Here is a 19,753-nt window from a genome sequence, read left to right on the forward strand (position 1 = left end):
ACCTCTTTCTCAAATCCGCCCGCTTTCTTTTAAATATTCCCGCACCAACAGGCGGTTGATGGCTTGGATGTCTGCAGGCTGAACAGGAAATTGCTGTTCCGTTCTAAAGCGTTTTAATACGATGCCTTGCATTTGTTTTTCAAAGTAATTTTGGTTGTCCAAAATCTGCTCCATATCCAGCACTTTTTGGTCGGCATCGGTTTTTACACCGCTTAGCGCGTTAAAGACTTTGAGTTTGTCTCCGTAGAGGGCGGCGTTTTCCATCAACCGCTTGTGGATACGTGCGTATTTGGCGTCGCCGCCGTATTTGTGCCGTAAGAGGTCGTTTTGGCGGTTCAGCTCTTTGATTTTGGCATAGACGGTTTCGAGTGTGGCGATGTTTGTCTGCATTTCTTCTTGCCCGACTTCGGCGAGGTTCTTTTTCTTGAAGATGCGTTCCAGCTCTTCGCGCAGGCTGATGTATTCAAGGTCGTCTTGGTCGAAGTTGCCCGCCAGCCCTTCGCGCACTTTGCGCATGATGTCTTTTAAATCGTCGGCAAGTTTGAGTTCCGCCTCGCCGATTTTGACGAATTGAAAGTAAACGTCTTCCAGCGCTTCATTGAGCAAATGGGCGGTGTCGCCTTGCTGTAATTTTTCGGCAAGGTTTAAGGTATCCAAGCGGGCGGCGGTTTCGCGGTACAAAAGATTGAGCTTGTCAAAATCCAGATGCGCAAGAAATTCGTGGCTGCCTTGCAGGCGCAGGATGTTGTACAACTCTTTGGCGGTTTGCAGGGCTTTTTTTAAGGCTAGAAGCTGTTTTTTGTCTTCTATTTGGCTAATTTGGCTGCAAAATTCTTCGGCGTTTTCGGTATCGAAATCAAACAGGGCGTTTTTAATGTCTGCAATTTCCTGTTCGATTTCTTCGGCGGTTTTGAATAGCTGGCTGTAACTGCCGATTTCGTCGCCCAATTCGTTGGAAAGTTCGTCCCAATAGGCGCGGTTGGTTTTGTCAAATTCGCGTTCGATATCGGCAAAATCGACGACATAGCCGTAGCGGTAAGATTTGTAGGTGCGGTTGACGCGGGTCAGGGTTTGTAAAAGGTTATGGGCTTTTATCAGTCTGCCCAAATAGAGCTTTTTCAGGCGCGGCGCGTCAAAGCCGGTCAAAAGCATGTTGTACACAAACAAGATGTCGATTTTGCCCGCTTTGAAATCTTTAACCCATTGGTCGCGTTCTTCCTTAGTGCCGACGTCGTGCAATATCAACGCGGCGGTAAAATTGTGGTCTGAGGCCGTCTGAAAATGCTCAAAAAGCTGGCGTGCCTGTTCTGCGCTGTCGCAAACGACCATGGCACCGAGGCTCTCGTCTTGGTTGGTTTTTCTGAATTTGGCGAAGTCGTCCAAGATGTAGTCAAGCATCGGGTGGACGAAGTGCGGATGGGCGTAGATTTCTTTGCGGTCAAAGCTGCCTTTTTCGATTTCAAGTTGCGCCAGTGCTTCTTGTAATTGCGCCTTGTATCGGCTGCCGATTTCTTCGCGTATCAGGCGCAGGGTGTAGCCGTCGGCAATGGAGGCGTTGTAATAGTATTTGTGGATGTAGTCGCCGAAGAGTTCGCGGGTGTTGACGTTGCCTGCGGTTACGCCGATAAGCGGCGTGCCGGTCAGCCCGATTTTGACGGCGTTTACGTCGGACTGATTAAGGTTGGCAAGAAATGAGCCTTTGGGGTTGTAGCTGCGGTGTACTTCGTCGAGAAAATAGACGCGCCGGATGGCGAGGTCGTAGTCGTTACGGGCGACAACACGGGGGCGTCTTTGAATTTTTGGATGTTGACGACGGTGATTTCCGGTTTGCCTGCGTGGTTGTGCAGGGTTTGGGCGGATTTGATGTCGGCAACGAAGGCTTCGCGGCTGTCGATGGTATGGACGATTAAGTCGCGGGCGGTAAATTCCCGCTGCGCCTGTTTCAATAAATCGAGCCTGTCCACGATGAAATAGAATTTCGGCACGATACCCTGTTTGGCGTAATAGTGGGTCAGGTAACGGGTGTTGTAATAGGCAGGCGCGGTTTTCCCCGATCCTTGGGTATGCCAAATCACGCCTTTTTTACCGCCGTTCGATAAATGTTTTTCAATGGCAAGGGTGGCAAACAGTTGCGGATAACGCATGATGTGTTTTTGCACCGAACCTTGACTTGCTTTGACGTAAGTCAGCCCGTGTTGCAGGAGAAAGGCAAGACGTTCGCGGCAAAGCAGCGAAGTCAGGATGCGGTTGGTCGGCGTATCGGGCGATTTATTGCTGATAAATTCGGGGCTGTGTTTGATAACGGGCAGATTATTGTCTTGTAGAACGTTGTTTTCAAGGTCGTCTGAAAGCGTGTCCAATAATTCGGTAAGGTTTAATTTATGCTCTTCGCGGAAGTAGTTGAATACGGGCTTGCCGCAAGCAGACGAGGCGTAAAACGCGCCTTGTGCCGGCTCGGTTGCGCCGTCGTCGTATTCCATGTTGTTGGAAAAAATCATGAATTGGGTGATGTTGATAAAACGGCGGAATTTGGGATTTTTCGCACGTTTGCCCATGCGCTCCCGCTCTTCGCCGATGCCGCCTTTATTGTTGGGCTTTTTGACTTCGATAAAGACCAAAGGCATGCCGTTTACCAGCAGGGCAATGTCGGGGCGGAATGCTTCGTCGCCGTTGATACAAGGCAACTCAGTTACAACGTGGAAACTGTTGTTGTCAAAATTTTGGAAATCGATCAGCTTCTTACCGCCGGATTGATTGGTGAGGCGTTCGTAAAATTTTTGCCCCAAATCTTCGTTATCCAGCTCTAAGCGTATGTCGGCAAGCAGGCGGCGTGCATCATCCGGCGGCAAATCGGGATTGATGCGGCAGAGGCTGTCTACAAAGATTTCGGGAAAGATATTGGTTTGTCTGTCCCAATTTGCATTTTTTAGCGAAAGATAATCATAGCCCAAGCGCATCAGGTGCAAAACGGCGGGGATTTTGACGCGGGAATTTTCGTTGTGGGTTTGGGACATAAACGTAACGTAATGGGTCATCAAAATTTATTGAAACGGATTATAACACCTGAAAAAAGCCGATACGCCTTTTCGGTGTACCGGCTTTGCCATACTGTTCTGCTTCAGACGACATCGCTTCATTTTGCCTTTAATGCCTCTTCGTCCAGCGATTTCAACCATGCCAGCTTTTCGCCGATTTTGATTTCCAGCCCGCGCGGGACGGGTTGGTAAAAGTCCGGTTCGTCCAAGCCGTCGGGCATATAACTTTCGCCGGCGGCGTAGGCGTTCGGTTCGTCGTGGGCGTAGCGGTATTCGCGTCCGTAGCCCAATTCCTTCATCAGCTTGGTCGGGGCGTTGCGCAGGTGGACGGGCACTTCGTCGCTGGCGTTTTCTTTGACGAAGCGGCGCATTTGGTTGTATGCCTTGTAGCCCGCGTTGGATTTGGCGGCGGCGGCAAGGTACAGCACGGCTTGCGCCAGCGCGAGTTCGCCTTCGGGCGAGCCTAAGCGTTCAAAGGTGGCGGCGGCATCGTTGGCGATTTGGAAGGCGCGCGGGTCGGCAAGCCCGATGTCTTCCCAAGCGATACGCACGATGCGGCGGGCGAGATAGCGCGGGTCGGTGCCGCCGTCGAGCATACGGCAAAACCAATACAGCGCGGCGTTCGGATGCGAACCGCGCACGGATTTGTGCAGGGCGGAGATTTGGTTGTAGAAACTCTCGCCGCCTTTGTCGAAACGGCGGATTTGCGCGCCCAAGCTGTCGGCGAGAAATTCGGTGGTCAGGATTTTCAGACGGCGCGTGTCGGCGGCACGTAAAAGTTGTTCCAACAAATTCAATAATCTGCGCGCATCACCGTCGGCGGTATTGACGAGCAGCTCTTGCACATCGGCTTCAATCGTGAAATCCCGGTATTCGGGCAAAGCCAACACTTTGGCAATCAGTTTCTTGAGGTCGTCTGAAGACAAGGATTGCAAAACATATACCTGCGCGCGGCTCAACAGCGCGGGATTGACTTCAAACGACGGATTTTCCGTCGTTGCGCCGATAAAGGTCAGCAAACCGCTTTCGACATGCGGCAAAAACGCGTCCTGCTGCGCCTTGTTGAAGCGGTGGACTTCATCGACAAACAAAATCGTCGCGCGTCCCTGCTGCAAAGCGATTTCAGCCTTATCGATTGCCCCGCGGATGTCCTTCACGCCGGAAAACACGGCGGAAACAGGCAAAAACTGGGCATTGAAACTCTGCGCCAAAATCCGCGCCAACGTTGTCTTGCCCACGCCCGGCGGCCCCCACAGCAACATAGAATGCGGCTTCCCGCCTTCCACCGCCACGCGCAGCGGCTTGCCTTCGCCGATTAAATGCTGCTGCCCGATGACATCATCAAGCGTATGCGGGCGCAGACGTTCGGCAAGCGGTGCGTCGGGTTCTCGGACAAACAAATCGGTCATAACGGCTCCGTCAACAGGTTTTCAGACAATATGATTATACGGCAGGGAAAGGCGGCGTGCCGCATACGGATACCGCCCCACCGTTTGTACTAAGCCGATCTTAGGCGTACAATTGGGAAATTTCAGGAAATTTATACGCTATGCCATCCATGCAGCTTTGCAACCGGACCCGCAAAGACCAGGTCCCGTTTTAACCATGCGGGGAAGTTAAGATTACAGTAAACAAAACTATTTTGCCTTATTGGAAGAAAGGGGAACAGTTATGAGAAATTGGAACTTATTACCACCGGGGAAGGGGCAGATGGAGACTTACTGGTCAACGGTTCTTACGGCATCCGTTCTTTTGCAGACCTAAAATTGGAATACAAACCCGAATTATCGGTGAGAAGCAATCATGACATTATTTTCAACAATGATTTTCAATCTGTTGACGTACAACCCTATTCCGGAAATATCCATTTGGATGCCAAAGGAAAAATTCAATTTAATTTGAATGTTGCCGATAAGGTAACAGATCCAACCACACATCAAGAAAAGTTAGTGAACGATAACGCTTTAGTGCGGTATGTCAACAATATCACCCCCTCCGATGAAAATGACAAAGGCAGCATATCCTTCCATTCAAAAACAGGCAATTTGTTCAATATGAACGTTAACGTTCATAAAGGCACACACCATTTCGGTATTCACAACCTCCGCAATACCAATGTTAATCTGACTGCCGAAGACGGCGATAATGTGGTTGCGATTAAAGGGAAGCTTGCCGAGCCTATGCCGGCAGGAAAAGTTGAGAGTACAAGTTTTTTAAGGGGTATTGAAACGGCTTTTAAATCCAATACCGTATTAACGGGGAATAACAATAAAATATCCATCACCACTGAGGGCGACGGCTTGGGATTGGGCGTAAATGGCCTCCAGTCCAACTCCCCCTATTCCGGACACACGACGGGTACTTTCATCAATAATCAACCAAGCAATACTACCCAACCTTCCCTTGACGGCACCAGCACCATCGAACTCAAAGCCGTCAAGGGGAATAATGAAGTTGATTTAAATGTAAAAAACCACGCCTCCGTAAAAGGCATTATCACGTCGCATTCTGCAAAAGCAACGCTTGAAGCCGAGGAGGATAATATTGTCCGGGTTAAAAATCCGGACACCAAGACGGCTTTAATCAATGCCTGGAAAGAAAAATACCCCAATAATTCGCCAGAACCATACAGGGTGGGGGGTTCAATCCACGATTGACAGCGATGTAGTTTTGAGTGCGGCAAACAATATCGTTGAAGTAGGAGGCAGCCCGATGAACCAAGAAGGGATTACCGCTCACGGAAATGCCACGATTACCCTCAAGGCGAAAGAAAACAATAAAATTACCGTGGAAAACGCCGCATACAGCAGCGACGGCATTTCGACTCTGATTAACAGAACGGGGGCAAGACCCGGAACAAGGGATGATGGAAATAAAATCATACTGGAAGCCGGCGGCGATAATATTGTTACCATGAAATCCGGCGATGCGGATGCGGATTATGTAAACAATTCCAAAGTATTAACGGAGACACCATATTATAAAAGCAAACGAGGTTCCAACGGCATTTTTGCCTATGGCGACAAATCGCTGGTCAAACTGATTGGCGAGAATAATATCGTTAAGAGTGAAATCAGTGAAAAATCTAAGGCATTAAATGGGGGATTTCGCCATATCGGCATTTATTCATGGCAAAACGCGAAAGTCGAATTGTCTGCGAAGAGCGACAATATCGTACAAGGCGGAATTTGGGGCTTATACTCCAACAACTCCTCAATTTCCCTCAAGGGGAAAAATAATGTGATTTCAAACCCGAAATATAATGTTTTCGCCTACAAAAAGGCAAAGGTGGATTTGACTGTCGAAAATAAAAACACATTATCTGATGCGGAATTTGGCGTATATGCCTTAAACACAAGTATGGTTAATTTGTCTTCAAAAGATAATAACGAGGTAAAAAGCACCCAAGTGGGTCTGTATTCGCAAGACGGCGGTTCAATCAATGTAGATAGGAAGGATAATATTATTGAAGGCGACGCGGTTGCCTTGGTGGGAAAAGGTGGAAGTCAAAACATTCGGGCAAGCCGTACAAACCTGATTAGTTCAAAAAGCTTAGGAATTCATGCTGAACAAGCTGCAAAAATAGCCATAACCGGCGCAAGCAATACAATTCATGCAAGCAATGCCGCTATTCGTTCATTAGACAAAAGCGAAGTTAAGATTGACGGTCAAATTACCATTGACTCCAACGTTGCCAATCTTGCAAGGCAAGATGGTTCAATTCATTTGAATTATAAAGACGATACCCGTATCACAGGGGCAACCGTATCTGATAAGGGTTTGGTAGCCATCAAACCTTTGAATAACACGAATATTGTTGCCGACACTATTCACTATAAAGGCGATGTCTTGGCGGTAAATAAGGGTAAAGTGGAATTAGATTTCACGCCGAACATCCGTTTAGTGGGACGTTTGGATAATTTTAGCGGCTTAACCGATTCCAAACATAAAAATTTATTCGAAAACTATGTTGCAAATTTAGACAGCAAAAGTGCGGGCGAAATTAACTTTAATTTAGCCAAAGACGCATTATGGACGATGACAGGTCAAAGCTGGCTGGATAAATTGGAAGGACAAGGCACTATCGATTTTAATAATGATGCTAAAACAAGTGGACGCGCCTTACATATCGGTGAATTGGCGGGTGCCAATAAATTCTTGATGCATCTGAATAAAGACGGCATTCACAGCGATATGCTCTATGTGAAAAAAGGCACTTCGACACCGCAAGAAGTCGTCGTCAAAAATCTGTCCGAAGTGCTCGACAGTATGAATTACGGCGAACGTTTGCGTTTCGCTACAGTAACAAACTCAAAAAATGAATTTGTGAACGGTAAAAAATATATTGACGATACGCACCTTATGGAGGATGCCCTGACTGTCGAATACTCCGCACATAACGGCGATAAAAACAACAAGGATGACTATAATAAATCCTTTAACGGCTCTGAAATGACGGCGGAAAAAGCTGGAGACGATTATGTCAATAAAACCTATACCGACAACAGGCAAAATGTCTATTTGGTCAAACAGGCTACCGGCAATCCGAGCCGAAATGTCAAAAATATCAATGATATGTTCGATTCAACCGCACATTATGCGTTCACTTTGGATACTTATGCCAAACGCGAAGGGGAGCGGGCTTTTTCAACGTTGGATAAAAAAGAAGGCGATTGGATAAGGCTGACGCATACCCGTGTGATTCAATCCAATGCGTTTAGGTTTCATAACAACGATTTTGAAATCGGATATGACCGATTCAGCCTCAACGAGCAGGAGAAAAAACGCAAATGGGGCATAAGTCTCGACTACGGCCACGGCAGGACATCATTATGGAATACGTTTGGCAAGGACAAAATCAGGAAATATGAATTGGCTCTGTACAATACTACCCAATACATAGATAAAGAAGGAGACGAAACAGGGTATATCGACAATGTATTAAAAATAGGAAAACTGCGTAACCGTGTGATTGCACGAAATCATATGGGGCAATTATGGGGCAAGGGAAAATATAGCAACACCCTATTCTCTATCAGCACCGAATACGGCCGCCGTAAATTTTTGGATGACGATAAATTGTGGCGGATTACACCGCAAGTACAGTTGCAATATTCCTATTTGAGAGGTACCGGCTATCGGATCGATAACGGCATAAACGTCAATTTAAGCCACGCAAACAGCCTGATAGGCCGCTTGGGTTTGGATGTCGTGAGAAAATTTGACGGAGGCAAAAAACTTTTCTATATCAAAGGCAATATCTTTCATGAATTTTTGGGCAGTCGTTCCTTTAAGGCATTTGAGGGCAAAAGTCATTATGCTCAAAAATGAAATACGAGGGGGACTTGGTATTCCGCCGGATTGGGCTACAATGCGCGGACAGGCAAAAAAAAAAAAAACGAATGTCTTTGCCGATGCGGAAAAAAGAGTTTTCCGGCGGGAAAAAAGGATCGTACAACATCCGCTTATCCGTTTCCCATCAGTTTGGCTGAATGATATCGGGGCCGCGCCATTATTCGGCAGGCCCCATTTTATTGCCACACATTGCCTGCCCGATTCCCGTTTCAACAGCAAACCCTTCCAATATTTTGTTCAAACTTGGATCGCGGCAGATGGGGGCGTGCAAGCCCCGCAAGGTTTTTTTGGCTTTTACGGAACAGCACGCATTTCGCCAAACGGCAAAATTGCATTAACGGAATTGAAAACTTTTGGAATTGTGCAAAACGGCATTTGCGTCAGTTTAACGGCATTTCCAAAGGGCATTTTAAGCCGTATTCGAGAGAATGCGGATGGCGTTTTCAGTGTTTTCAGTGTTTTCAGCGTGATAAAATTCAAATTTCTATTCTAAAACAATCAGCAAAGCAGGATTTATTTCAGTTGTCCGAGACAACGGGCGGCTGCACCGCCTGCACTCCCCATACTTTTTCAACGCACTCGAGCAGGAGTGAGACGTGGGGATTATCCTCGTATTCTTCCGCATAAATGAAATTGAGCGGCATACTGTGGCGGCACGATTCGATAATAGCCACGCCCGCGCCTTCTTTTGCCGCCGCTTCGGCTTTGTTTCCCTGCACCATTGCCACACCTATACCGCCTGCAACCAAATCGATAAGGGTTTGGGGGTAGTCGCACAATATCTGTTTTTTTGGGTGAGAGCCGGTTGCTGCGCCAAAACTGGTGCAGGTGCTTCCTACTTCCGGACACGCCCGACATTTCTATCCATACGCATTCTTGCAGGCTCTGCGGAAGGGAGCGGGTCAGCCGGGAATATTGGCTTTGCGGGCAAATCAGCGCGTAGGTCAGGTTTTGCAGGAATACGCTGCGGATGCCGCCTTGGGCGGCGTTGCCGAGTATAAAGCCGCCGTGCAGGGTTTTGTGTTGGATGCGCGAGAGGATTTCGCCGCTCATTCCGTATTGGATGTGCAGGCGCGTTTTGGGGGGCTGTTTGACCGATATTGTCCGTCAGCGCGACGAGTTTTGCCGAATCGATGGGGTGGATAATGCCCAAACTGGTCTCTTCCGAATAATCGCCTGCCAGCGTTTTGGCAAAATACTCCAACTTGTGTTTGTATTGCAGCAGGGATTCCGCTTCGGGCAACAGTATTTCGCCCGCCCGCGTCAATACCATGCCTTTCCCCGTGCTCCTGAACAGCGGCGTGCCGACATATTCTTCAAGGGCTTTAATTTGGGCGGAAACGGCAGGCTGGGAAAGGAAAAGTCGTTTGGCGGTTTGGGTAAGGTTGCCCTCGTGCGCGACGGCGACAAATGATTTTAATTGTACGGCATCCATGTATCCCTCCTTGTGCGGATGTTTTCTATATTTGTGCAATCGAAATCTTTTAGGCGGATTGTTGCTGAAAATTAACTTTTTAATCAAGTGGTTTGTAAATTGTATCAGTTTTCCGGATGATGATTATTAAAAAAAATTGGTTTTATTGCCTGTTTGGGCTTTAAATGGGGTTACGGCTTCCGAACGCAGCCCGTATCAAAAAGAAAAGTCATGCGCCCCCTTTTACGAGGCGCGATATATAAGGAGGAAGGTTATGGAAAAACATAATGGGACTTATCGGGATTTACACCGTCCGGCTTCGGAATTTGCGACGCGGGACGAATATTTGGAACATGAATTGCAGATTATGCAACCAAAACGCTGGCGGCCCAACCTGCCCTTTCGCGATTACCGCTTCGAGTGGGAGGATTTGATTCCTGCGATGGCGGGAACGATTGGAAAAGTGGTGATGGTGGGGGGCGGCGGCGTTTGCCGCACCTTTGGGGCTGCCTGACAGCTTTGTACTGGAAAATGTGCGCTATGAGCTTTTAATCGCCGCCGCGTTTATCTTATTGGTATCGGGCTTTTTCTGCCCGGCGCCAACCTGCCCGGTACGCACGGGCCGCTGATTCCGATGATTCCCATCGTTGTGTCGGCAGGCGGGCATCCTTTGGCGTTCGGCATTTCGATTGCGGTTTTAGGTCTGCTGATGGCTTTATTTCGCGGCGGCAGTATTATGGCGAAGCTGACAAGCAACGGCGTATGCGGCGGATTATTACTCTATTTGGGCTTTATCGGCACGACGGGGCAGGTAAAAAAATTGTTTTCGTGGGCAGGCGGTTTTAATATGCCCTACATCGCTTTTACCGTCATTATTGTAACGATTGTGATGTACGCTTTGTTGGAGCATTGGAAAAAACGCTGGTTGGCCGTGCCTTTGGGATGCTTGATTGCCGGTGTGGCGGCATTTGCATTGGGTGCGCCGTTTGAGTTTCACACCGCCCCCGGCCTGCCTCCAATGAGTCCTGCTTATTGGTAGGGTGAAAACAGCGGCTGGCATCTGGGGTTGCCGACGGCAGAAAGTTTTTTGGTTGTCTTTCCATTTGCGGTATTGGCTGTTGCAATGTGGTCGCCCGATTTTTTAGGACATCAAGTGTTCCAAAAAATCAGCTATCCGGAAAAAACCGATAAGGTATTGATGAATATAGACGACACCATGACAAGTTGTTCTGTCCGTCAAGCAGTGGGTTCTATTTTAGGGGGTGCAAATTTTACCTCTTCTTGGGGAACTTATATCGTGCCGGCATCGATTGCCAAACGCCCCATTCCGGGCGGTGCGGTTTTAACGGCGGTTTTATGTATTATCGCCGGGTTGTGGGGCTATCCGATGGACTTGGCGATTTGGCAGCCGGTATTGAGCGTAGCCTTGATCGTAGGCGTATACTTACCGCTTTTGGAAGCGGGCATGGAAATGACGCGCAAAGGCAAAACCACCCAATCCGCCGCCATCGTGGTGTTCTCTTCCGTCTGGTCAATCCGGTTTTCGGCTGGGCGTTGACGATGCTGTTGGATAATTTGGGCTTAATCGGCTGCAAAGAACGCAGCGCGCAATTAGGTTTTGTCGGACGAGTATTGATACCCGCAGTAGGTTTCTTAATCTTGTGTGTGGCGATGGGTGCGGTCGGGATGCTGCCCGGTATCCCTCCGTTTTTGGAGCAGTTCAAATCTTTGGGCTAGGCTGAAATCGCAAATGCCGTCTGAACCGGTTTCAGACGGCATTTTTGCAAACAGGCAAAATGACGGCGGCGGGATTTTTTATTTTCCCGATTGAAGTATAATGTTGCCGGGCTTCAACCGGATATTCAAACGGTTTGCTCCAACACTCGGAACGGCGCATAAAACGCCGCCCTTCGCGTTATCCCGAACGGGGCGGCTAATCAGATCCTATCGCCATAAAAGGCGGGGTTTCAACCGAAAAGGAATTGAGATGAATAAAACCTTGTCTATTTTGCCGGCGGCAATCTTACTCGGCGGGTGCGCCGCCGGCGGCAACACATTCGGCAGCTTAGACGGCGGCACGGGTATGGGTGGCAGCATCGTCAAAATGACGGTAGAAAGCCAATGCCGTGCGGAATTGGACAGGCGCAGCGAATGGCGTTTGACCGCGCTGGCGATGAGTGCCGAAAAACAGGCGGAATGGGAAAACAAGATTTGCGGCTGCGCTACCGAAGAAGCACCTAACCAGCTGACCGGCAACGATGTGATGCAGATGCTGAACCAGTCCACGCGCAATCAGGCACTTGCCGCCCTGACCGTCAAAACGGTTTCCGCCTGCTTCAAACGCCTGTACCGCTAACCTTCTTCAGACGGCATGAGGCAGATGCCGTCTGAATCCGTTTTCCTGCAATTTCGACAAACGAGAAAAATCATGAGATACATCAGCACGCGCGGCGAAACCGCACACAAACCGTTCAGCGAAGTTTTATTGATGGGGCTTGCACCCGACGGCGGCCTGATGCTGCCGGAACATTATCCGCAAATCGGGCGCGAAACCTTGGACAAATGGCGCGGTTTGGCTTATCCCGAATTGGCGTTTGAAATCATGTGCCTGTTCGTTACCGATATTCCGGAGGACGATTTGCGCGACATTCTGAACCGTACTTACACGGAAGCGGCGTTCGGTACTAAGGAAATCACCCCCGTCCGCACGCTTTCAGACGGCATCAAAATCCAAGCCTTGTCCAACGGCCCGACGCTGGCGTTCAAAGATATGGCGATGCAGTTTTTGGGCAATGCGTTTGAATATGTTTTAAACAAAGAAGGCAAAAAACTCAATATCTTGGGCGCAACCAGCGGCGATACGGGTTCGGCTGCGGAATATGCCTTGCGCGGCAAAAAAGGCGTGAACGTATTTATGTTGTCGCCCGACGGTAAAATGAGCGCGTTCCAACGCGCGCAGATGTACAGCCTGCAAGACGGGAATATCCACAATATCGCCGTGAAGGGGATGTTTGACGACTGCCAGGACATTGTGAAGGCAGTGCAGAACGATGCCGCGTTCAAGGAAAAATACCATATCGGTACGGTCAATTCGATCAACTGGGGGCGCATCGTCGCGCAAGTGGTTTATTACTTTGCAGGCTATTTCAATGCCACTTCAAGCAATGACGAAACCGTCAGCTTTTGCGTACCGAGCGGCAACTTCGGCAACGTTTGCGCGGGACACATCGCCAAACAAATGGGCCTGCCTGTCCGCTGCCTGATTGTCGCGACCAATGAAAACGATGTGCTGGACGAGTTTTTCAAAACCGGCGCATACCGCCCGCGCAACAGCGCGCATACTTATGTAACCTCCAGCCCGTCTATGGACATTTCCAAAGCGTCCAACTTCGAGCGTTTCGTGTTCGACCTGATGGATCGCGATCCTCAGGAAATCAATACGCTGTGGGCGGAAGTCGCGGCAGGCAAAGGCTTTGACCTGCGGTTTGCCTTGGACAAAGTCGGCGGCAAATACGGCTTTACCTCCGGCAAATCTACCCACGCCGACCGCCTCGCCACCATCAGACAGGTTTACGAGCAAGACAAAGAACTCATCGACCCGCATACTGCCAACGGCGTAAAAGTCGCCCGCGAAGTGCGCGAAGCGGGGGAAACGGTGGTTTGTTTGGAAACCGCGTTGGCGGCGAAATTCGATGCGACCATACGCGAAGCCGTCGGCGATGTCGCCATTCCGCGCCCCGCCGCGCTGGAAGGTTTGGAAAACCTGCCGCAGCGCGTGCAAACCGTGCCGAACAGTGCGGATGCGGTAAAAGGCATCATCGAACAAACCCTTGCCTGATGTTCCGTATGGGCGGCATTCCATCCGAACTTAAGATTGAAAGAAAATGACCTTACCTATGCAGGAAACCCGTTTTTCTATACTGCTGGACGAATTGGCGGCAAAACAGGAGGCAACCATCGCCCCCTACCTGCTTGCCGACGGGACCAAGGTATGGGTACGCAAAGCAGGCAGGCACAATGCGCGATGGCGTTACGCGCTGCTCGGTATGGTTGCCCGATATTTGAAACTGGGGGTGTTGAAGCCGGTTCCCAGCCTCGGCGGCGAGCCTGCCATTGCAACCGAATCAAAACGCCTGTACGAATTGCGTTCGGCAGGGATAGCCGTTCCCGAATTGCTCGCCCTCCGGAAAAATGCCCTTATGTTCGGCAATTTGGAAGGCATCCCGCTCGATACGCAAATCCGCCAAGAAGCCGAAGCCGGAAAGGCGGACGCTTGGCTTGCCGGTTTGGAAGCCATTGCACGCGTGCATAAAAAACGGCAGTTCCTCAGTCAGGCGTTTGCGCGGAATATGATGTCGGACGGGGAAAACATCAGCTTTTTGGATTTTGAAGACAACCCTTCCGAGGTCCTGACCATAGCGCAATGCCAAGCCCGCGATTGGCTCTGCTACATCCATTCGACCGCGCTGATATTGAAAAACGGCGGACTGCTGGAAGCGGCTGCGGAAAAATGGGGCGGCGTATTGTCGGATCAGCCTGCCGAAATACAAAAGCTGATTGCCGGCACCGTCAAACCGATCCTCCCGATACGCAGGCTGGAACACCCCCGCTGGGGACGGGACGCGCTCAGGCTGGCAGCCTCGATTTCCTTAATTTCCCTCGCCGATATGCCGCCGTAAGCCACCGCCCGCCCCACGATGCCGTCCGAAGCCCTTCAGACGGCATATAACCAACGCGCATCAGGCATTGTCGCAACCATCCGTTTCGTTTAGAATTTTGACTTTATCCCGAATCGGGCAGACATTTCCACTCTGCCGCACGTCCCGAACAAGCACTATCCATTTCTTTTACTGACAGGAAACCCAAATGGCAGCATTCAATACCCAAAAAGTATTGTCCGTACACCACTGGACAGACGCATATTTTACCTTTACCTGCATCCGCGACGAATCGTTGCGCTTTGAAAACGGACAGTTCGTCATGGTCGGGCTGATGGCGGACGGCAAGCCGCTGATGCGCGCATACAGCGTCGCCTCCGCCAACTGGGAAGAACACCTCGAATTTTTCAGCATTAAAGTCCAAGACGGCCCGCTGACCAGCCGCCTGCAACACCTCAAAGTCGGCGACGAAGTGTTAATCAGCAAAAAACCGACCGGAACTCTGGTTGCCTGCGATCTGAATCCGGGCAAACACCTTTACCTGTTGAGTACCGGTACCGGCATCGCCCCTTTCTTGAGCATCACCAAAGACCCCGAGATTTACGAGCAATTTGAAAAAATCATCCTCGTACACGGCGTGCGCTACAAAAAAGATTTGGCGTACTACGACCGCTTTACCAAAGAATTGCCCGAACACGAATACCTCGGCGACTTGGTTAAAGAAAAACTGATTTACTACCCGATTGTTTCCCGAGAAGAATTCGAACACCGCGGCCGCCTGACCGACCTGATGGTAAGCGGCAAACTGTTTGAAGACATCGGCCTGCCCAAAATCAACCCGCAAGACGACCGCGCGATGCTGTGCGGCAGCCCCGCGATGCTGAAAGATACCTGCAAAGTTTTGGACGATTTCGGTCTGACCGTCTCCCCGAAAACCGGCGTGCGCGGCGATTACCTGATTGAGCGCGCGTTTGTGGATCAATAAGCTGCTTGAAAATGCCGTCTGAACGGCATCAGCGATAAAAAAACCCGAATCCTGCCAATCAGGATTCGGGGTTTTTATAGTGGGTAAAAATTAGAAATGCACATTTCCGTCATTCCAACACAGGTGGGAATCCGGACTTACCTGTTTCATTATCGTTTGAAAATAAAAGAGAAACCAAACATATAGATTCCCGCTTGCGTGGGAATGACGACGGTGTTTTGCCGTAGCCAAAGCAGGAAAACATCCTTATTGTCATTTCATCATGATAGGACAGTAAGGATGTTAAAAATTAATTATCATTATATGATTGATATATAATAAAAATTATCCCAATAAGAAATGTTATGCAGAAAATAAAATGAAAAGGATGGTTTTCATTGAAAATGGTTGTTCTGCCACCGTCATACACAGAACCGGTATTTGGAAAAAAAATAATCCATATTGACATCATTATTCCATTTATCGCATAAATCCACTTTTTAATTTTTTTCCTCATTAATATAATCTCTTATTTAATAAAATCAAATACCTAGCAATTCGATCTCAAATTTTAAACGCCAACGTGTTTGAGCGGTAACAATGCATACTTTAAGTTTGTAATCCTTCATCGTCTCATTTTTGTTTTAATCGACTATACGTCTAAAGCAACGCCGCCCGTCATTGTTCGGACAGTATTTTTTCAGACGGCATTTTCCCCCGTTTGTGAAGGCGCAAGGCATTGCCCAAAACCGCCAGCGAACTGAAACTCATACCCAGTGCGGCTATCCACGGTTGGACATAGCCCAAAACGGCAAGCGGTACGGCGATGATGTTGTACGCGCCCGCCCATATCAGGTTTTGCCGGATAATATGGCGGGTGCGCCGCGCCTGATCGAGCAGGTGGGCGACGGTACGCAAATCTTCGTTCAATAACACAATGTCCGCGCCGTCCCTCGCAATATCCGTCCCGCCCGCTGCGGCGGCGGATACGTCTGCCTGCGCCAAAACGGGCGCGTCGTTGATGCCGTCGCCTATCATCAGCACTTTTTTCCCTTCTTTTTGCAAGGCTTTGACGTATTCCAGTTTGTCCTCGGGCATGGCTTGGGCGCGGTAGTGCGCGACACCCAGGGCGCGTGCGGTTTCGGCAACGGCGGTTTCGCGGTCGCCGCTGAGGATGTGCAGGGTCAGGTTTTTGCCTGCCAACTGCCACACCGCCTCCGCCGCGCTGTTTTTCAAGGGGTCGGTCAGGTAGAACACGGCTTGGAAACCGCTTTGACTGCCGAGGTAAACCGCGCTGCCGCCGCCTTCTGTTTGCGGTTCTTTACCTGAAATTTCGGCGACATAGGATGCCCTGCCCAATGCCCAAACCTGTGTTTCGCCGTTGACGGTCAGTTGCGCACCCACGCCTTCCCCGATGCGGTTGAGGCGTTGTTTAATAGCAATGTCGGGGACGCTGCCGCCTGAAATGCGGCAGTTGAGGATGGCGCGCGCGAGCGGGTGTTCTGACTGCTGTTCCAAACTTTGCGCCACTGCCAGCACTTGGGCTTCGGTCATGCTGCCGAGCAGTTCAATCCGGCGGACGGCGGGATTGCCTTGGGTCAGCGTGCCGGTTTTGTCGAAAATGATGTCGGTGGTTTGGGAGAGGGTTTCGATTGCCTGCTTTCCGCCGATTAAAATACCTTCGCGCGCCAGCGTACCGGTAGAAGCTGCCAGCGCGGTCGGCGTGGCAAGCGACAGGGCGCAGGGGCAGGTAATGACCAGCAGGGCGACGGTAATCCACAATGCGGTGTGCGCATCGGCGTACAGCGTCCAGCCGATGAAGACGGGGACGGCAAGCAGGAGTTCGCCGAATATGAAAGACGAGGCGTATTGTTCCGCCAACTCGGCAGTGCGCGGTTTTTGCGCTAAGGCGCGGTCGAGCAGGCGGACGATGTGCGACAGTCGCGTGCCGCCGCCGGTGCGGTCGGTGCGTATAATCAGAGGGCTTTGCGTGTTGAGTGTACCTGCGGTTACTTTTTCAGACGGCATTTTGGCGACGGGCAGGCTCTCGCCGGTCAGCATAGATTCGTTGACGGCACTGTTTCCTTCCAGCACCGTGCCGTCAACGGGGATGGTTTCGCCGGGTTTGACCATCACAATATCGCCTGCTTGGAGTTTGACGACGGCGGATTCGCGGACATCCTGTACGGCAGGATAGCCGGGCATCCGGTGGCAGAAGGCGGGTATCAGTTTCACCAGCCTTTCGGCGGCATCGCCTGCCTTGCGTCGGGCAATGTGTTCCATAAAGCGTCCGCCCAGCAGGAAAAACAGCAGCATCGCGATGGATTCGAAATACATCCCCTGCCCTGCGTTGGTGGCGAGGCTGTAAATGCCGGCGATGAAGGTCATGATGATGGCGGCGGCAATCGGCGTGTCCATACCGACCCGGCGGTTTTTCAGGTCGCGCAACGCGCCTTGATAAAACGGGACGGCGCAATAAAATACGACGGGCAGCACCATCAGGAAGCCGCCCCAATGGAGGATCTGCAGGAAATCGGGTTCGATGTCGCCGCCGTAAAGGTAGGTCGGCAGCGCGAACATCATCGTCTGCATCATACCCAGTCCGGCAACGGCAAGGCGGACGATGTATTGTTTGCGTTCTTTTTGGTTGGCGGCTTCGATTTTTTGCGCGTCATAGGGTGCGGCGGTGTAGCCTGTCTGCCGGATTTTCAACAGAATGTCGGAGAGGCGGATTTTGCCGTCGTCCCAGACGACGCGGCAGCGGTGCGTGCTGTAATTGAGGTCGATGCGGACGATGCCGTCTGTGCGCAAAAGCTGCTGTTCGATCAGCCAGACGCAGGCGGCGCAGGTAATGCCGCTGAGCATCAGCACTGCTTCGTGCGTGCCATTATGGGTTTCCACAAAGTCGGATTGGACTTCGGGCAGGTCGTACAGGCGGATTTGGTCGAGGATTTCTTGGGGCGGCAGTTCGGTTTTTTTCGCGTCGGCGGTGCGTCGTTTGTAATAACTGCCCAAGCCGGAATCGATGATGCTTTGTGCGACTGCCTGACAGCCGACGCAGCAGGTTTCGCGGTCTTCGCCTTCGTAGCGGACGGTCAGATGCAGGTTTTCGGGAACGTCCAGCCCGCAGTGGAAACAGGTTTTTTTCATGGCATTTCGGTTTCGTCTGTGTTTGGTGCGGCGGCACAATACTCGGCAATGGCTTCGCGCAGTGCGTCTATACCGGTATTTTCAGCAACGGAAATGCGGACGGCGGCAATTTTTCCCGCAGCGTCGCGCCATATGCCCGTGTTTTGTTCTTCAGACGGCAGCAGGTCGGTTTTGTTGTACACCTTGATGCACGGAATATCGTGGGCATGGATTTCTTGCAGTACGTTTTCCACGTCTTCAATCTGCTGTCCGCTGTTCGGGGCAGCGGCATCGACGACGTGCAGCAGCACATCGGCTTGCGCGGTTTCTTCCAGCGTGGCGGAAAATGCCGAAATCAGTTTGTGCGGCAGATCGCTGACGAATCCGACGGTATCGGTCAGGATAATGCTGCATGCGGGACTGATGTACAGCCGCCGCGCCGTCGTGTCGAGAGTGGCGAAAAGCTGGTCTTTCGCATATATGCCCGACTTGGTCAGCCGGTTGAACAGGCTGGATTTGCCGACATTGGTATAGCCGACCAGCGCAAACGTTTTGATTCTGCCCGACTCGCGGGACTTGCGGCGCAGGGCGCGCTGTTTTTTGAGGTTGGCAAGCTGTTTTTTCAAGGCGTTGATCCGATGGGCGGTTAATCGGCGGTCGGTTTCCAGTTTGGTTTCGCCCGGCCCTTTCATGCCGATACCGCCGCGCTGGCTTTGCAAATGTCCGTAACCGCGTATCAAGCGTCCCGCCAAATGGCTCAATTGCGCCAACTCGACTTGCAGCCTGCCTTCCTGCGTGCGGGCGCGGCGGGCGAAAATCGCCAGAATCAGCCCCACTCTGTCCAATACGCGGCATTGGAGGATTTTTTCCAAATTGCGTTCCTGCGTGGGAGTAAGTTCGTGGTTGAATACGACCAAATCAATGCCGTCTGCGGCAACTGCTTCCGACAGCTCCGCCGCCTTGCCCGTGCCGACAAACAGCGCAGTGTGCGGGCGGTCGCGTTTGGCAGTCTCCACGCGTACGGAATCGCCGCCCGCCGCCTTGACCAGCTCGACGGCTTCCGCCAATGCCGTCTGAAAACCGTTCAGACGGGCGGCATTGCTGCCCGTATCATCTTTATCCAACATTACGCCCACCAGCATGACGCGTTCCGGTTGCGCCTGAGTGGCACTGTTCCGTCCTGTTCTACCTGACATAA

8 protein-coding genes and 5 pseudogenes are annotated in these 19,753 nt (G+C 50.9%); 8 read left to right on the forward strand and 5 right to left on the reverse strand.

The window, feature by feature from the left end; genetic code table 11:
* Positions 1–9: 9 nt before the first annotated feature.
* Positions 10–3,014, reverse strand: a pseudogene (locus DFR77_RS05320) (type I restriction endonuclease subunit R).
* 119 nt (positions 3,015–3,133) lie between these two features.
* Entirely contained in the window at positions 3,134–4,444 is a 1,311-nt protein-coding gene (locus tag DFR77_RS05325) for a replication-associated recombination protein A (protein ID WP_003688780.1), read from the reverse strand.
* 196 nt (positions 4,445–4,640) lie between these two features.
* On the opposite strand from DFR77_RS05325, the pseudogene DFR77_RS14555 reads away from it, so the two are divergent.
* From DFR77_RS14555 to DFR77_RS14085, 3 genes and pseudogenes are all read left to right on the forward strand, one after another.
* A pseudogene (locus DFR77_RS14555) lies at positions 4,641–4,948 on the forward strand (hypothetical protein); the annotation flags it as partial.
* A gap of 673 nt (positions 4,949–5,621) precedes the next feature.
* Positions 5,622–8,366 carry an autotransporter outer membrane beta-barrel domain-containing protein gene (locus tag DFR77_RS05335; protein ID WP_003697146.1) on the forward strand — a complete coding sequence of 915 codons (2,745 nt, stop codon included), beginning with the start codon at positions 5,622–5,624 and terminating at the stop codon, positions 8,364–8,366.
* Between the two features lie 318 nt (positions 8,367–8,684).
* Positions 8,685–8,897, forward strand: a pseudogene (locus DFR77_RS14085) (IS1595 family transposase); the annotation flags it as partial.
* Between the two features lie 11 nt (positions 8,898–8,908).
* On the opposite strand, the pseudogene DFR77_RS05345 reads toward DFR77_RS14085, so the two are convergent.
* Positions 8,909–9,825: pseudogene (locus DFR77_RS05345) on the reverse strand (LysR family transcriptional regulator).
* 253 nt (positions 9,826–10,078) lie between these two features.
* Here DFR77_RS05345 and DFR77_RS05350 point away from each other — a divergent pair.
* From DFR77_RS05350 to DFR77_RS05370, 5 genes and pseudogenes are all read left to right on the forward strand, one after another.
* A pseudogene (locus tag DFR77_RS05350) lies at positions 10,079–11,541 on the forward strand (DUF3360 family protein).
* A 250-nt stretch (positions 11,542–11,791) separates the two neighbouring features.
* A complete protein-coding gene (locus DFR77_RS05355; RefSeq protein ID WP_003691259.1) occupies positions 11,792–12,160 on the forward strand; it encodes a hypothetical protein in 369 nt (122 codons plus the stop codon).
* Positions 12,161–12,232: 72 nt separating this feature from the next.
* Positions 12,233–13,642 carry a threonine synthase gene (gene thrC, locus DFR77_RS05360; RefSeq protein WP_003688790.1) on the forward strand — a complete coding sequence of 470 codons (1,410 nt, stop codon included), beginning with the start codon at positions 12,233–12,235 and terminating at the stop codon, positions 13,640–13,642.
* A gap of 46 nt (positions 13,643–13,688) precedes the next feature.
* Positions 13,689–14,483, forward strand: coding sequence for a BUD32 family EKC/KEOPS complex subunit (locus DFR77_RS05365; protein ID WP_003697149.1), 795 nt, complete (start codon positions 13,689–13,691; stop codon positions 14,481–14,483).
* A 187-nt stretch (positions 14,484–14,670) separates the two neighbouring features.
* Complete coding sequence (locus tag DFR77_RS05370) at positions 14,671–15,447, forward strand: ferredoxin--NADP reductase (protein WP_003688792.1); 777 nt, start codon at positions 14,671–14,673, stop codon at positions 15,445–15,447.
* A gap of 657 nt (positions 15,448–16,104) precedes the next feature.
* On the opposite strand, the gene DFR77_RS05380 is transcribed toward DFR77_RS05370, so the two are convergent.
* Positions 16,105–18,576 (reverse strand): heavy metal translocating P-type ATPase, encoded by a 2,472-nt coding sequence (locus tag DFR77_RS05380; protein ID WP_025456195.1) that lies wholly within the window; start codon positions 18,574–18,576, stop codon positions 16,105–16,107.
* Positions 18,573–19,751 (reverse strand): GTPase HflX, encoded by a 1,179-nt coding sequence (gene hflX, locus DFR77_RS05385; protein ID WP_003688795.1) that lies wholly within the window; start codon positions 19,749–19,751, stop codon positions 18,573–18,575. Before hflX ends, DFR77_RS05380 begins: the two co-directional genes overlap by 4 nt.
* Positions 19,752–19,753: the final 2 nt, after the last annotated feature.

It is taken from the genome of Neisseria gonorrhoeae (genome assembly GCF_003315235.1).
Classification (GTDB): Bacteria; Pseudomonadota; Gammaproteobacteria; order Burkholderiales; family Neisseriaceae; genus Neisseria; species Neisseria gonorrhoeae.